Origin of the sequence: Gordonia sp. ABSL11-1, from assembly GCF_030315685.1 — a bacterium.
In the GTDB taxonomy this organism is placed as follows: domain Bacteria; phylum Actinomycetota; class Actinomycetes; order Mycobacteriales; family Mycobacteriaceae; genus Gordonia.
In genome coordinates, this window is sequence record NZ_JASXSI010000020.1 from 1 (window position 1) to 15,161 (window position 15,161).

Here is a 15,161-nt window from a genome sequence, read left to right on the forward strand (position 1 = left end):
ATCGACAAGCGTCCCGGCGATGCGGCCGATCAGCTGACCGACAGCGACTGGTTCGAGCGTCTCGCCCGTGCCGGTCATGTGGTGAGTGGTCTGCTCCATCTCCTCATCGCGTACATCGTTCTGCGCCTGGCGTTCGGCGACCCTGGGAGCGCCGACCAGTCGGGAGCGCTCTCGATCTTCGCGTCGTCGACCGGGGGTCGCCTGGCCCTGTGGGTGGCCGTTGTGGCGTTCGTGGCGATGGCCCTGTGGCGCATCGCCGAGACGATCGTGGGTCCGCATCCGTCGGAACCGCGGTCCGACGACGACGACGGCGTCTTCGATCGTGCGAAGGCAGGGGCGCTTGCGGTGGTCTATCTCGCGTTCGCGTGGTCGGCAGGCCAGTTCGCGATGGGCCAGGGCAAGTCCAGTGGACAGCAGAACGCCGGCCTCAGTGCCCGGCTCATGGAGTCGACGGCCGGGAAGGCCGTGCTCGTCGTCGCGGGACTGATCATCATCGCCGTCGGCGCCTATCACGTCTACAAGGGCGTCTCGCGGTCATTCTTCGACGACCTGCGGATCGGCGACGACAACCAGGCGGTGAAAGTCACCGGGATCGTGGGTTACGCGGCCAAGGGCATCGTCTTGGCGGGCGCGGGGATTCTCGTCGTGGTCGCCGCGATCACGGCGGACCCGTCGAAGGCGACCGGCCTCGACGGAGCGGTGAAGACGGTCGCGGGGTGGCCTGCCGGTCAGTTCCTGCTGGTTCTCGCAGCGCTGGGACTCGCGGCATATGGGGTCTACTGCTTTGTGATGGCGCATTACGCGCGGATGTGACGTCGCCGAGTTCATCGGACAACATCTGGCGAGAATGGAAGATGTTTGAAAATGGTCCTGACCATCGACGGGTAATACAGGCCTGCCAACGCGGTGGCACACACACTTCCCGGACATCCAGCACACCCGAGGGCCTATCATTCGATTTAAAAGTTATGGTTCCGTGAGCGATCTAGCCATTCCGCTCCATACTTATGCATAATAGGCCCATGGAGTTACGCGCACTGATCGCAGGCGGGGAGACCTTTACGACCGAGTTCAAACGCTCGGACATCAACGACAAGGACCTCACCAAGGCAGTTGCGTGCTTGGCGAACGGAGATGGCGGAGTACTACTGATCGGAGTCGATGACGATGGCACCATAGTTGGCGCCTCGCCTCGCCATGGACGAGTAACCGAACCTGCGCGCGTTGCGGCGTACATCCAGGCCAACACCGAACCCGCACTTGCGGTCGGTGTCTACCTCGAGACACTCGATGGGCAAGAGATCATTCGCATAGATGTGCCGCGTGGAGACCCAGGACCCATCGGAACAAAGTTGGGCGTCTTCACCAAACGCGTACTCAAGTCGACAGGCCAACCTGAGTGCGCCCCGATGACGGCTCACGAGATCGTCAGCATGGGCATGGTGACCCGCGGACAGGATTTCGCGGCGTCAATCGCATGGGACGCCAGCATGAGCGATCTCGACCCCCTTGAGTTCGACCGTTTTCGGCGGCTGTGCCACGGAGTCGGCGACGAGCTCGCAGACCTCTCGGATGAGGATGTACTGCGCGCTCTTGGCCTCGTACCAATTGCCGCGCCAGTCAGCATCGGCGCCATCCTGCTGTTCGGAACAGTTGCAGCGGTGCAACGGTGGGTTCCCAACGCAGAAGTGCTCTTCCAGGATGCTCGATCCGGTTACCAACCGACGAACATCAGAATTGTCCAGCCTCTCCTTCGCAGTGCCGAGCATCTTCGTGAACTCATCGATGCCCGCAATACAGTGACCGAACTGATCGCTGGGCTCCATCGGATCGAGGTGCCACTCATTCCCTCGATCACACGGCGGGAAGCGGTGGCCAACGCGCTGGTCCACCGTGACTATGCGGCCATGGGTCCGGCTCGCGTGCAGTTGACCGATAGTTCTTTCGTGGTCGCCAACCCCGGCGGGTTTCCACCCGGCGTCACCACCCAGAACATCCTCGACCAATCGCGGCCCCGCAGCCCGATTCTCGCCGCCGCCTTCAAGCGCGCCGGTTTGGTAGAGCGACGAGGCAAGGGCGTCAACGACATGTTCGAACAGCAATTGCGCGCAGGCCGGGACGCACCTGACTACTCGCACAGCACCAGCGAATCGGTAGTCGTCACCGTCCCCCTCGGCAACGCCGACCTCGATCTGGTCCGGTTCTTGCTCACCTGGGAAAACGAGCACCAAGAGCCACTCAGCCTCGACGAACTACGGATCGTCCACGAAGTGAAGACCTCCGGTTCGGCGACGAGTCTCGAAGTGGCGGGCGAACTGCATCTCATCTCCGCCAGCGTGAAAACGAGTCTCGGTCATCTGGTCGAGTGTGGAATCCTCGAGTCTCGCGGAGTTGGTCGAAGTCGCAAATACCATCTCACCGCACGATTCTATGACCTCGCCCAGGATCGCAACGCCTACGTGCGCGTCAAGGGAATTGACCCCCTCCAGCAGGAGCGAATGATCACCGACTACGCCAACGCCTACGGCTCGATCACCCGAAGCCAAGCCGCCGAGTTGTGCCAGACGACCCCGACCCAGGCGCGATCAGTCCTCAAACGCTTGGTCGATGACGGCCGACTACGTCTGACTGGAGAACGCCGAGGCGCGCGATACATACCGCGAGAATCACCCGAAGAAAGTGTGGATAGGTGAACGGATGAATTGAGGAAAGTGGTGGAGCCTAGGAGATTCGAACTCCTGACATCTGCCTTGCAAAGGCAGCGCTCTACCAACTGAGCTAAGGCCCCGTGCCGGTCAGATCAGTGACCGGACTGGGTGCGAATCGGGTGTCGACGACACCTCTCGCAGTGGGCCTAGGAGGACTTGAACCTCCGACCTCTTCGTTATCAGCGAAGCGCTCTAACCGCCTGAGCTATAGGCCCTTGAACCGAGGTGTGAGATTACCCGACCGGAGGCAGAACAGCCAAAACGGCTGGTCAGTCGAGGTCGGCCAGGGTCACCTCGGCGCCGCCGATGAGGTCGGCACACAGGTTGTAGATGTAGGCGCCGATGGTGGCGAGAGCGGTCAGCAGGATCGCGTTGACCGCCCCGAGCAGGACTGCCCACCCGAACACCGCACCAACGCCGATCAGGTCGCCCTCGCTGGTGGACCCGTCGGCCGTGCCGAGCGTGGCGAACGAGCTGTTGACCTGATCCCACACGCCCATGCCGTCGAGGATGAGATACAGCACCGCCACCGAGATCATCCAGATGAGGAACCCCGCCACCGACAACACCGCCGCGATCTTGAACGTCGCCCACGGATCGATACGACGGATCTGCACCGCGGCACGCAGCGGCCGCGTCGCACCGATCTCGGTCGGCGCCGAGCGCGGCGCCGCCGGGGTGGGGGCGGTCGCCGCAGTGGGGGTGTTCACGTGATGGATCGCGTCCAGATTCGGCAACTGCTCGGCCGGCAGATTGTCACGATCGATGTGCCGCGTGGGCGACTCGACGAACTTCTCGGTCGGCTCTGCCGTGGCGGTGACGGTCGATCCCCGACCCTGGGATCCACCATGGCCTTCGCCGTCACGCGGGTCATCGAGCTTGGTGATCGGTGCCTGCTGACCGCTGATGCTCGCAGCAGCTGTGCCGCTGACGACACCGCGCGGCGGCGGTCCGGGTGGGCGTCCGCTGCCGTTGGGACCCTCCGACGACTGCGGAGAACCGTTGGGGCCCCGCTGCCACGGCGGCACGAGGCCACCGGGAGAGGTCCCCTGCCCCTGCGGCCCCGGACCAGAGGCCGTGTGAGGACCGGAATCCCCGTTGGTCGGCTTCTTGTCGTCCGGTGTGTTCGGTGAGCTCACTGGCAATCCCTCATTCGGTGGTCGTACGACCCACCCTAACCGCTACCGGTGGTCGTTCCTGGGCGCTACTTGCCGGAGTCTCCGGCTTCGTCGTCCGCCTCGTCGGCGTTGCGTGCAATGGCGATCACGGTAGTGCCTTCGTCGAGGTTCATCAGGCGGACACCCTTGGTCTGACGACCCGCCTTGCGAACACTCCTGGCGGTGGTCCGGATGACACCGCCGCCGGAGGTGATGGCATACAGCTCGGAGTCGTCGTCGACGATCAGCGCGCCGATGAGCTCGCCGCGACGACGATCGTGCTGGATGGTCAGCACGCCCTTTCCGCCACGACCCTGCACCGGGTAGTCGTCCATGCCGGTCCGCTTGGCGTAGCCCCCCGACGTCGCCACCAGGAGGTAAGTACCGTCGCGGACCACGTTCAGCGACAACAACTCGTCGTCGCCGTTGAACCGCATGCCCTGCACGCCGGAAGTCTGACGACCCATCGGACGCAGGGCCTCGTCGTCGGCGTGGAAGCGGATCGACTGACCCTTCTGCGACACGAGCAGCAGATCGTCGTCGGCGCTGCACAACTGGGCACCGACGAGTTCGTCCTCGCCGCGCAGGTTGATCGCGGCGATACCACCGGACCGGTTGGAGTCGAAATCGACGAGTTTCGACTTCTTCACCAGACCGTTGCGGGTGGCCAGGACCAGATAGGGCGCGTCCTCGTAGGTCTTCAGCTGGATGACCTGCGCGATCCGCTCCTCCGGCTGGAAGGCCAGCAGGTTGGCGACGTGCTGACCGCGGGCGGTGCGGTTGGCCTCCGGCAGCTCGTACGCCTTGGCCCGGTACACCCGACCCTTGGTGGTGAAGAACAGGATCCAGTCGTGGGTCGAGCTGACGAAGAAGTGCTTGACGATGTCGTCCTGCTTGAGACCGGCACCCTGCACGCCCTTGCCACCGCGACGCTGGCTGCGGTACAGATCCGAGCGGGTCCGCTTGGCGTACCCGGTCTCGGTGATCGTGACCACGACCTCCTCACGCGCGATGAGATCCTCGTCGGCGACATCACCGTCGGCGGCGATGATCCGGGTGCGCCGCTCGTCGCCGTACTTCTCGACGACGACCTTCAGCTCGTCACGAACGATCGCACGCTGACGCTCGGGCTTGGCCAGGATGTCCTCGAGGTCGGCGATCTCGCGCTCGATCTCGGCCAGTTCGTCGATGATCTTCTGTCGTTCCAACGCCGACAGTCGACGCAGCTGCATCGCGAGGATGGCGTCGGCCTGGATCTCGTCGATGTCCAGGAGCCCGATCAGGCCCTGACGTGCTTCGTCGGTGTTCGACGACGCGCGGATCAGCGCGATGACCTCGTCGAGGGCGTCGAGCGCCTTGACCAGACCGCGCAGGATGTGGGCGCGTTCCTCGGCCTTGCGCAACCGGTAGCGGGTACGACGCACGATCACGTCGATCTGATGCGCCACGTAGAGGCGGATCATCTGATCCAACCGCAGGGTGCGCGGCACACCGTCGACGATCGACAACATGTTGGCGCCGAAGCTCGTCTGCAGCTGGCTGTGCTTGTAGAGGTTGTTCAGCACGACCTTGGCGACCGCGTCGCGACGCAGCGTGACGACGATCCGCATGCCGTCACGATCCGAGGACTGATCCTCGATCCGGCTGATGCCCTTGAGCTTTCCCTCGTTCACCTGCTCGGCGATCGACTGGATCAGGTTGTCCGGGTTGACCTGATACGGCAGTTCGGTGACGACGAGGGTGGTGGTGCCCTTGTTCTCCTCGATGTCGACGACGCTGCGCATCCGGATGCTGCCGCGCCCGGTGGTGTAGGCGTCCTTGATGCCCTGCCCGCCGACGATCAGTGCCGCCGTGGGGAAGTCGGGACCCTTGATGAACTCCATGCACGCGGCGAGGGTTGCCTCGTCGTCGGCCTCGGGGTTCTCGAGAGCCCAGAACACCGCGTCGGCAACCTCATTGAGATTGTGCGGCGGGATGTTGGTCGCCATGCCGACGGCGATGCCACCGGAACCGTTGATCAGCAGGTTCGGGATGCGGGCGGGCAGAACGGTCGGCTCGTTGGTCTTGCCGTCGTAGTTGGGCGTGAAATCGACTGTGTCCTCGTCGATGTCGCGGAGCATCTCCATCGCCAGCGGCGTGAGACGGGCCTCGGTGTAACGCATGGCGGCCGCGCCGTCGTTGCCACGTGAACCGAAGTTGCCCTGACCGTCGATCAGCGGATACCGCATCGACCACGGCTGGGCCAGACGCACCAGGGCGTCGTAGATGGCGCTGTCGCCGTGCGGGTGATAGTTACCCATCGTCTCCGCAACGGGTTTCGCGGATTTGACGTAGCTGCGGTCCGGGCGGAAACCGGCGTCATAGGACGCGTAGAGCAGGCGCCGGTGCACCGGCTTGAGGCCGTCCCGGACCTCTGGCAGCGCACGACCGACGATGACGCTCATCGCGTAGTCGATGTAGCTGTTCTGCATCTCCTGGCCGAGATCGACCGGTTCGATGCGGTCCCCTGCCCCGTCGGCGGGTGGCAGCGTGGTGTCAGTCATGAAAGTTCCTTCTCCGGGGTCACAGGCAACGCGAGGTCGATGAGGACTCAGACATCCAGGAAGCGAACATCTTTGGCGTTACGGGCGATGAAACTGCGGCGTGCGGCGACGTCCTCGCCCATCAGGATGGAGAACAGTTCGTCGGCGGCCGCGGCGTCGTCGAGGGTCACCTGACGCAGGACCCGGACCGCCGGATCCATGGTGGTCTCCCACAGTTCCTTGGCATTCATCTCGCCGAGACCCTTGTAGCGCTGGATGCCGTCATCGGTGTTGATGCGCTTGCCCGCGGCGCGGCCGGCCTCGAGTAGGCCGTCGCGCTCACGGTCGGAGTAGGCGAACTCCGGCTCGGACTTCTGCCATTTGAGCTTGTACAGCGGCGGCTGTGCGAGGAAGACGTGGCCGTGCTCGATGAGTGGACGCATGAACCGGAACAGCAAGGTCAGCAACAGCGTCGAGATGTGCTGGCCGTCGACGTCGGCGTCGGCCATCAGCACGATCTTGTGGTACCGGAGCTTCGCGAGATCGAACTCCTCGTGGATGCCGGTGCCGAATGCGGTGATGATCGACTGGACCTCGGTGTTCTTGAGGACGCGGTCGATGCGTGCCTTCTCGACGTTGATGATCTTGCCGCGCAACGGAAGGATCGCCTGATACATCGAATCGCGCCCGGATTTGGCGCTGCCGCCGGCCGAGTCGCCCTCCACGATGTAGACCTCACACTTGGTGGGGTCATTGCTGCGGCAATCGGCGAGCTTGCCGGGGAGTCCGCCGATGTCGGTTGCGGTCTTGCGGCGCACCAGTTCTCGCGCCTTGCGTGCGGCCATCCGCGCCTGGGCGGAGTCGACGGCCTTCTTGACGATGATCTTGGCCTCGGCCGGGTTGGCCTCGAACCAGTGACCGAGGTGCTCGTTGCAGGTCTTCTGCACGAAGCTCTTCACCTCGGTGTTGCCCAGCTTGGTCTTGGTCTGACCCTCGAACTGCGGATCACCGACCTTCACCGAGATCACCGCGGCGAGTCCCTCACGGATGTCGTCGCCGGTGAGCTTGCCGTCCTTCTCCTTGAGCAGCTTCTTGTCGTAGGCGTACTTGTTGACCGTGCTGGTCAGCGCCGCACGGAAGCCCTCTTCGTGGGTGCCACCCTCGTGCGTGTTGATGGTGTTGGCGAAGGTGTGCACGGACTCCGAGTACCCGGCGTTCCACTGCATCGCGATCTCGACCTCGTGCCCGGTGCCCTTGGCGGTGAAGCCGATCACCGACTGGTGGATCGAGTTCTTGGTGCGGTTGAGGTGCTTGATGTAGTCGACCAGGCCGTCGGGATAGTGGTAGGTCCGGGTACGTGCCTTGGCGACGTGCTGGGCCTTCTCCTCCTCCGACTTGATGGTCTCGGCGGTGTCGTCACCCTCTTCCATCTCGGCCTCGGCGACGGCGACGGTCGGCGAGACGCGCTTGTCGGTCAGCGTGATCGTGAGGCCCTTGTTGAGGAAGGCCATCTCCTGCAGACGACGGGCCACCGTCTCGGCGCTGAACGTGGTGGTCTCGAAGATCTGCGGGTCCGGCCAGAAGCGCACGGTGGTACCGGTCTTGCGCGTCGCGGCACCCTTCTGCAATGGAGTCGGTTTGGCGTGGTCGTAGGCCTGGTCCCAGTGGAAGCCGCCGTAGTCGATGGCGAGTTCGACACGCGTCGACAGGGCGTTCACCACGGAGATGCCGACACCATGCAGACCGCCGGAGACCGCGTAGGCGTCGGAGTCGAACTTGCCGCCCGCGTGCAGCTGCGTCATGACGACCTCGACGGTCGGCACACCCGTGGCATGCATGTCGGTGGGGATACCGCGGCCGTCGTCGACGACCTCGACGCCGCCGTCCTCGAGGAGGGTGACGTCGACCTTGCTGGCATGGCCGGCCATCGCCTCGTCGACCGAGTTGTCGACGACCTCCCAGATCAGGTGATGCAGTCCTCGTTCACCGGTGGAGCCGATGTACATACCGGGACGCTTGCGGACGGCTTCGAGGCCCTCGAGAATGCTGATCGAGTCGGCGCTGTACTCACCGGGCTTCTTGTTGGCCTTCCGCTTCTTCGCTGCGCTGTCGGACCCGTTGGTGTCATTGGTGTCGGCCACGAGGTGCGTCCGCTCCTTCTGTCTCGGTGATGCCGCAGGTGATGAACACACAGCGGTCCCATCCGCGCTGGTGACGCGGACGAGAACGGTATGCAGACCGGCGTTCGTGCCGGCTGATCTCCACCCCTGTCGGGACAACTCTCCCCATAGTACTGCCTGACCCACACTGGAATGGGGATCCGGGGCCGCTAACGTGCGCGTAGATCGAGTTTTTTCGATCTATGGCGATCCGTTTGTGGACAGACGGCAAATCTGGCGTCTACGGATTGCTGGATACCGTTCTCACCCGTAGGTGTCGCGCGGCCCCCGGCCGGAGATGTGTCGGGGACCCTTCCGCCAGGACGGAGCCTTGGGTCCGGTGATCCGCAGACTGGTCACCATCCCGTCGCCGACGGCCTTCGCGATCTTCGCCAGGATGGTCGACTGCATGTATCGCAGCTGCGTGGCCCAGGCCGTCGACTCCGCCTGGATGTGTAAGACGTTGTCGGTCAGGGTCGTTGGCTGCGCATGTGCCGCGATGTCGGGGCCGACGATCTGGTCCCACATGCCCAGGACCGTGCCCTGACCGATCTGCGACTCCCAACCGCGCTCCTTGGCGAGCCGGCCCGTCAGACGCCCGAGGGGCTGCGGATCCCGCGAGTCGGGACCCGAGCCGGACCAGGTGCGACGACGACCGGCGGCCCGCCGCGCACTGGGCATCGGAGAGGAACGGCCTTGTCCGACGGATTTTCCGGCCGCACGCGCGGCGGCGCGGGCTTCCTCGAGGGCGCGGCGGGCAAGTTCATATCCCGACGAATGGCCGGAGGGCTCGCGCGGACCCGAGGAGTTGCCCGGCCCTGATGAGTCCGTCATGTGCTGCCCTCCCCGGCGGCGACCTCGGATGCGGTCGAGTACCGCGTCCCATTGTCCTCCACCACGTCGACGGCCACCCGACGTCCGCCGATCGAGGCCGGGATGTCGTCGGGCACGGCGGCGGTGATGAGCAGTTGCTCCGCCGACTCGGTGAACGACACCAGCTGGGAGCGGCGCTGGGCGTCGAGTTCGGCGAACACGTCGTCGAGCATGATGACCGGTTCGATACCCTCGGCGCGCACGAGCTCGACGGATCCGAGTCGTAGGGCGAGTGCCAGCGACCAGGACTCCCCGTGACTGGCGAATCCCTTCGCGATGTCGTCGCCGAGCATGATGTCGATGTCGTCGCGGTGCGGCCCAACGAGACTGACGCCGCGGTCGATCTCCTTGGTCCGCAGCTCTGCCAGCCGTGTCAGCAGGATCTCCGCGATCTGTTCCGGCGAGGCGGCGACATCGTCGGAGGCCACGACGTCTGGACCGGCGGAGGCACGATAGGTCAGGGTCGCCGGCCGCGAGTGCGGAGCGATCGACGCGTACGACTCGGTGACGTGCGGTGTCAGTTGTCGGAGGACATCGATGCGCGCAGCGGTCACCTGTCCGCCGAGATCGGCGAGTTGTCCGTCCCAGACGTCGAGGGTGCTGATGACCGAGTCGGCGTCGGATCCTCCACGCCGCAGCGCTGCACCTGCCGTCTTGAGCAGCGCGGAACGCTGACGGAGGACGCGGTCGTAGTCGGAACGTGCTGCGGCCCAACGAGGTCCACGCTGCGCTACGAGTTCGTCGATGAACCGTCGCCGGTCCGACGGGTCCCCTCGCACGAGCAACAGATCCTCCGGCGCGAACATGACGGCACGCAGAATGCCCAGGATGTCGCGGGCCCGCCGCGCCGGGCTGCCGTTGATGGTCGCCTTGTTGGCACCCTCGGCGTTGATCTGCAGCTGAACGGTCAGTTCCCGTCCCATGTTCTCGACCGTGCCGATCACCGTCGCCGCCGAGGTCCCACTGTGGACGAGAGGTCCGTCGGTGCTGACCCGGTGGGACCGCAAAGTGCCCAGGTAGTAGACCGCCTCGAGCAGGTTGGTCTTGCCGAATCCGTTGCGGCCCACAAAGATCGTGGGTTCGGGGCGCAGCGTCAGATCGATCTCGCGCCACGAGCGGAAGTCGCGGAGATGGAGTTCGCGGACGAACACGTCAATCGGCAGATGGCGTACCGGTCTCGCCCACCGAACGCCCCTGCTTGTCGGTGACGGCATGCCCGCCGAACTGATTGCGAAGGGCCGACACGGCTTTCAGCGCCGGCGAACCCTGATCCTGACGTGACGCGAACCGGGCGAACAGCGCCGCGGAGATGACGTTGGCGGGCACGGAATGTCGGATCGCCTCTTCGACGGTCCACCGTCCTTCACCGGAATCGGTGGTGTAGTCGGAGATCTCGGTGAACCCCGGATCCTCCTGCAACGCGCGGACGAGCAACTCGAGCAGCCACGACCGCACGACGGTGCCCTTGGTCCAGGCCCGCAGGGTCCCCTCGACATCGGTGATGAGCGGCTCGGCAGTCAGCAGTTCGTAGCCCTCACCGTAGGCGTGCATCAGGCCGTACTCGACGCCGTTGTGCACCATCTTGGCGTAGTGGCCGGCGCCGACGGGGCCCGCATGGACGAATCCGTCGGCGCGATCACCCTCGGGCCGCAGTGCGTCGAAGATCGGCATGGCTCGCTCGACGTCGCCGTCGGTGCCGCCGACCATCAGCCCGTACCCGTTCTGCAGCCCCCACACACCGCCGGAGACACCGCAGTCGATGTAGCCGATTCCCTTGTCTCCCAACAATTGCGAGTTGGGAAGATCGTCGGTGTACTTGGAGTTGCCGCCGTCGATGACGAGATCGCCGGACTCGAGATGCTCGGCGAGCGACTTGATGGTGCTCCGTGTGGGATCACCGGAGGGCACCATCACCCACACCACCCGCGGTGCCTCGAGGCCGGCGACCATGTCGGCCAGAGTGGCGACGTCGGACACCTCCGGCCGCGGGTCGTAGCCGACGACTTGATGTCCGGCGTCCTGGATACGGGTGCGCATGTTGGCACCCATCTTTCCGAGTCCGACCAGTCCGAGTTGCATCGTCGTGCCTCCGGGGTTGGAGATGGATGTGCGGGTGGGAAGAGACCTCAGCCGGGCAGTCGGACCGGCATCAGCAGGTAGGTGAACACGCTGTCGGGTGCGACGAAGGCGCCCGACTCGTCAGCGACGGGCTCATCACCGGTCGACGGACGCAGCACGGCGGGACGGCTCGGCGTCGTGAAACCGAAATCAACCGACGGCACACCGATCGCGGAGAGACCGTCCTGCAGATACCCCGGATTGAACGCGATGGTCAGCGGCTCGCCGTGAAACTGCACGGGCAGCTCCTCCTCGGCCTTGCCGGCCTCGTCGCCACCGGCGGTCAGCAGCAGCGTGCCCTCGCTGAACTCCATCCGGACCTGGGCCCCACGCTCGGCGACCAGAGCGACACGCTTGATCGCCTCGATCAGCGGCGCGCTGTCGATCGTCGCGACGGCGGTGTGGCTGGCCGGCAGCAACTGACGGAACTTCGGGAACTCGGCGTCGAGGAGCCGGGTGGTGGTGCGCTTGGTCTCACCGAGGATGCCCAGGATGCCCTCGCCGCCGATGGCGGATCCGGTGCCGAAGGCGAGCGAGATCTGGCCGGTGGCCTCGGATCCCGCGGTGCGGGCGCTCTCCGAGAGGGTCTTGGCCGGCACGAGCACCGCACCCGAGGTCTCACCGGTCGTCGGCTCCCACTCGAGTTCACGGACGGCGAGGCGGAAGCGGTCGGTCGCGGCGAGCACGACCCGGTTGCCCTCGATCTCGACACGCACACCGGTCAGCATCGGGAGCGTGTCGTCGCGGCCGGCGGCAACCGCGACCTGGCCGATGGCCTCCGCGAAGACCTGCGCCGGGATCGTGCCCGTGACGGTCGGGGGCTTGGGCAGCTCGGGGTAGTCCTCGACCGGCATCGTCGGGAGGGAAAACTTCGCGCTGCCGCAGGCGATGGCGACGCGGGACCCGTCGAGGGTGACGTCGACCGGTTTGTTCGGCAGGGCCTTGGTGATGTCGGCGAGCAGACGACCGGACACGAGCACCTTGCCCGGCTCGGCTACCTCGGCAGCGACGGCCTCCTGCGCAGACACCTCGTAATCGAAGCCGGAGACCTCCAAACCGGTGTCACCGGCGGTCAGCACCACACATCCCAGCACCGGGACCGGCGGACGAGCCGGCAGGCTGCGGGCCACCCAGGCAACGGAATCTGCGAACTCGTCACGCGCGACACGGAACTTCATGCTGGGTGGTTGCCCTTCTCTGTTCTGCTGACTCTCGTCACACCCACCCTCGTCCGCCGCGCTCACAACGGATCGGTGGGATTGCCCGGTCTGGATGCCGACTGGGATTTCCACTGTAGAACGAGCCTGCCAGACGGGGAGCTGTTGGGGCGAACTGTGCGAGCCGGTGTCGCCGGCCCGGCGCCCGTGTCGTCGGCGCTGTGCACAAGCCCTTCTTTGAAAAGATGTTCTTCAGAGAGGGATCCATCTCAGTATTAGGGCCTGTGAATCTGTGGATGAACGTCGGATCTCCCAGCTCACCCCGTGCGGATGACTGTGGACGTGTGGTGGATGGTCGTCGAGCGAATGACACGAGCTGTGTGGAGTTCTCATTCTGTTCCCTCTTTGTCCACGCGCGGTGCACATGACATCCCCGGTTATCCCGAACTCTGTCCACAGCCGGTGATGAACGATTCCGAGCCGGATCCGGCGGTGGCATCACCGGATCCGAGCGGCGGAAACCCTGTGGTTCGAGTTGAGGGTTGTGTCGTCGAGGGCGTGGATGACGCGTTCGCGGCGGGCGCCGGGCGCTCAGGACGCAACGTCGCGCGCAGACCGAGCTGCGTGTGTCCACGACGAATCGACTCCGCCCATGCGGAGTGGGGGCGCCCTAGACGGCGCGCTGCTTGATGCGCGCGGTGAGTTCCTGCACGTGGTCATAGACCTTGCGACGCTCGGCCATTTCCTTGCGGATCTTGCGCTCGGCGTACATCACGGTGGTGTGGTCGCGATCGAAGGTCTCACCGATTTTCGGCAACGAGAGGTCGGTGAGCTCGCGGCAGAGATACATGGAGATCTGTCGTGCCTGCGCGATCGAGCGGGTCTTGCCCGGCCCGCGCAGTTCTTCGACCGAGATGTCGAAGTATTCGGCGGTGATCGCGAGGATGCTGGCGGCGCTCACCTCGAGGGTGCCCGAGTTCGGCAGCAGTGCCTGGAGGACGACCTCCGCGAGGGACTTGTCGAGTTCGGCGTTGTTCAGCGAGGCGAAGGCCGTGACGCGGATGAGCGCGCCCTCGAGTTCGCGGATGTTGCGTTCGATTTTCGACGCGATCAACTCGAGCACGTCGTCGGGCACCGCGATGTTGTCCATCTGCGCCTTCTTGCGCAGGATCGCGATCCGGGTCTCCAGATCCGGGGGCTGGACGTCGGTGATCAGGCCCCATTCGAATCGCGTCCGGAGACGATCCTCCAGAGTCGCGAGTTGCTTCGGCGGGCGATCCGACGACACCACGATCTGCTTGCTGGCGTTGTGGAGCGTGTTGAAGGTGTGGAAGAACTCCTCCTGGATGCCCTCTTTGCCGATCAGGAACTGGATGTCGTCGACGAGCAGGACGTCGACGTCCCGGTAGCGGCGCTTGAACGCGACCCGGCGATCGTCACGCAGCGAGTTGATGAAGTCGTTGGTGAACTCCTCGGTCGACACGTACTTCACCCGCATGCCCGGGAACAGCCGTTGCGCGTAATGTCCCGCGGCGTGCAGGAGGTGGGTCTTGCCCAGTCCGGACTCGCCCCAGATGAACAACGGGTTGTAGGCGCGGGCGGGTGCCTCCGCGACGGCGACGGCCGACGCGTGGGCGAAACGGTTCGACGCGCCGATGACGAAGGTGTCGAAGGTGTACTTCGGGCTGAGGTTCGCACTCGACGGCGATTGCCCGGCCGTCGGACGTTCGGCGAAGTAGGTGGACCAGTCGGCGGCCTCGGGGCCGGCGGGGCGTGGTGATCGCCCGTCGAATCCGACCGGGGCGGTCGACGGTGCGATACCGGAGGGGACGTCGGCGCTGCCGGTCGGGTTGGTGCCCAGTCCGTCGGGGGTCGGTCCGCCGGCACGCATGCCGTCGAAGCGGTCGACGACGGGGCTGGTCGGCTCGGGAGCGGGTTCCTCCACGGTTGGCGTCGAGATGCGCACACCGAGGTCGACGGGTTGACCGAGGTGACGGCTGAGCACGGACCGGATGGTGTCGCGGAGATTGCGTTCGATCTGTTCCTGCACCAGGGGTGTCGGAACCGTGAGAAGGGCGAATCCCTCCGCGAGTGTGAGGGGCTGGACGAGGGAGAGCCAGGCCTTCTGCTGACGGGTGAGGGGCTCGTGGTCATGCGCGGCGGAATCGTTGTTCAACTCGGCGACGACGCTCTGCCAGACCTCGCCGAACGAATCGCGATCACTCATCACGGCCTATCACCCGCCATGGGCGCATCACTCATCACTGCCAGGCCTCCTGCCGAGAACTTCGACCAGTTTCGGTCACGAGGATGTCACCATGCCGCACTGACGACGAGTTGTCCACATAGTTGTCCACAGCTGTGTACAGATCTGGGTGTACGCGAGTGTTCTTGCGGCCGGAAGGTCCACTGAATCGTCTCTTTGTTGGCTCTGCGCCGGGTGAGTGCTCCGAGGACAGCGCCGAAC

Annotated in this window: 10 protein-coding genes and 2 tRNA genes; 2 read left to right on the forward strand and 10 right to left on the reverse strand. The window is 65.1% G+C overall.

Annotated features, from left to right (window positions below):
- The first annotated feature begins 33 nt into the window (after positions 1-33).
- Together QSJ19_RS19755 and QSJ19_RS19760 are read left to right on the forward strand one after the other, a co-directional pair.
- A complete protein-coding gene (locus QSJ19_RS19755) occupies positions 34-813 on the forward strand; it encodes a DUF1206 domain-containing protein (protein ID WP_502876286.1) in 780 nt (259 codons plus the stop codon).
- Positions 814-1,022: 209 nt separating this feature from the next.
- On the forward strand, positions 1,023-2,693 hold the full coding sequence (locus QSJ19_RS19760; protein ID WP_286322704.1) for an RNA-binding domain-containing protein: 1,671 nt from the start codon (positions 1,023-1,025) through the stop codon (positions 2,691-2,693).
- 19 nt (positions 2,694-2,712) lie between these two features.
- On the opposite strand, the gene QSJ19_RS19765 is transcribed toward QSJ19_RS19760, so the two are convergent.
- The 10 genes from QSJ19_RS19765 to dnaA form a co-directional block, all read right to left on the reverse strand.
- Positions 2,713-2,788: transfer RNA gene (locus QSJ19_RS19765), tRNA-Ala, on the reverse strand.
- A 61-nt stretch (positions 2,789-2,849) separates the two neighbouring features.
- Positions 2,850-2,923, reverse strand: a tRNA-Ile gene (locus tag QSJ19_RS19770).
- 54 nt (positions 2,924-2,977) lie between these two features.
- Entirely contained in the window at positions 2,978-3,847 is an 870-nt protein-coding gene (locus tag QSJ19_RS19775; RefSeq protein WP_286322705.1) for a DUF3566 domain-containing protein, read from the reverse strand.
- Between the two features lie 65 nt (positions 3,848-3,912).
- The gene (gene gyrA, locus QSJ19_RS19780) at positions 3,913-6,408 is read right to left on the reverse strand and encodes a DNA gyrase subunit A (protein WP_286322706.1); all 2,496 of its coding nucleotides are present in this window, start codon (positions 6,406-6,408) and stop codon (positions 3,913-3,915) included.
- A 47-nt stretch (positions 6,409-6,455) separates the two neighbouring features.
- On the reverse strand, positions 6,456-8,528 hold the full coding sequence (gyrB, locus tag QSJ19_RS19785) for a DNA topoisomerase (ATP-hydrolyzing) subunit B (RefSeq protein WP_286322707.1): 2,073 nt from the start codon (positions 8,526-8,528) through the stop codon (positions 6,456-6,458).
- A 282-nt stretch (positions 8,529-8,810) separates the two neighbouring features.
- Positions 8,811-9,380, reverse strand: coding sequence for a DUF721 family protein (locus tag QSJ19_RS19790; protein ID WP_286322708.1), 570 nt, complete (start codon positions 9,378-9,380; stop codon positions 8,811-8,813).
- Positions 9,377-10,570, reverse strand: coding sequence for a DNA replication/repair protein RecF (recF, locus tag QSJ19_RS19795; RefSeq protein WP_286322709.1), 1,194 nt, complete (start codon positions 10,568-10,570; stop codon positions 9,377-9,379). Before recF ends, QSJ19_RS19790 begins: the two co-directional genes overlap by 4 nt.
- Before the next feature lies 1 nt (position 10,571).
- A complete protein-coding gene (gnd, locus tag QSJ19_RS19800; RefSeq protein WP_286322710.1) occupies positions 10,572-11,498 on the reverse strand; it encodes a phosphogluconate dehydrogenase (NAD(+)-dependent, decarboxylating) in 927 nt (308 codons plus the stop codon).
- A 47-nt stretch (positions 11,499-11,545) separates the two neighbouring features.
- Positions 11,546-12,715 (reverse strand): DNA polymerase III subunit beta, encoded by a 1,170-nt coding sequence (gene dnaN, locus QSJ19_RS19805; protein ID WP_286322712.1) that lies wholly within the window; start codon positions 12,713-12,715, stop codon positions 11,546-11,548.
- Between the two features lie 649 nt (positions 12,716-13,364).
- Entirely contained in the window at positions 13,365-14,924 is a 1,560-nt protein-coding gene (gene dnaA, locus QSJ19_RS19810; protein WP_286322713.1) for a chromosomal replication initiator protein DnaA, read from the reverse strand.
- Between the last annotated feature and the right edge of the window lie 237 nt (positions 14,925-15,161).

Bases quoted from the DNA above. Each gene is read 5' to 3' on its own strand.
- QSJ19_RS19790 (WP_286322708.1), bottom strand. From the start codon at position 9,380: ATGACGGACTCATCAGGGCCGGGCAACTCCTCGGGTCCGCGCGAGCCC.
- gnd (WP_286322710.1), bottom strand. From the start codon at position 11,498: ATGCAACTCGGACTGGTCGGACTCGGAAAGATGGGTGCCAACATGCGC.
- QSJ19_RS19760 (WP_286322704.1), top strand. From the start codon at position 1,023: ATGGAGTTACGCGCACTGATCGCAGGCGGGGAGACCTTTACGACCGAG.
- gyrA (WP_286322706.1), bottom strand. From the start codon at position 6,408: ATGACTGACACCACGCTGCCACCCGCCGACGGGGCAGGGGACCGCATC.
- dnaN (WP_286322712.1), bottom strand. From the start codon at position 12,715: ATGAAGTTCCGTGTCGCGCGTGACGAGTTCGCAGATTCCGTTGCCTGG.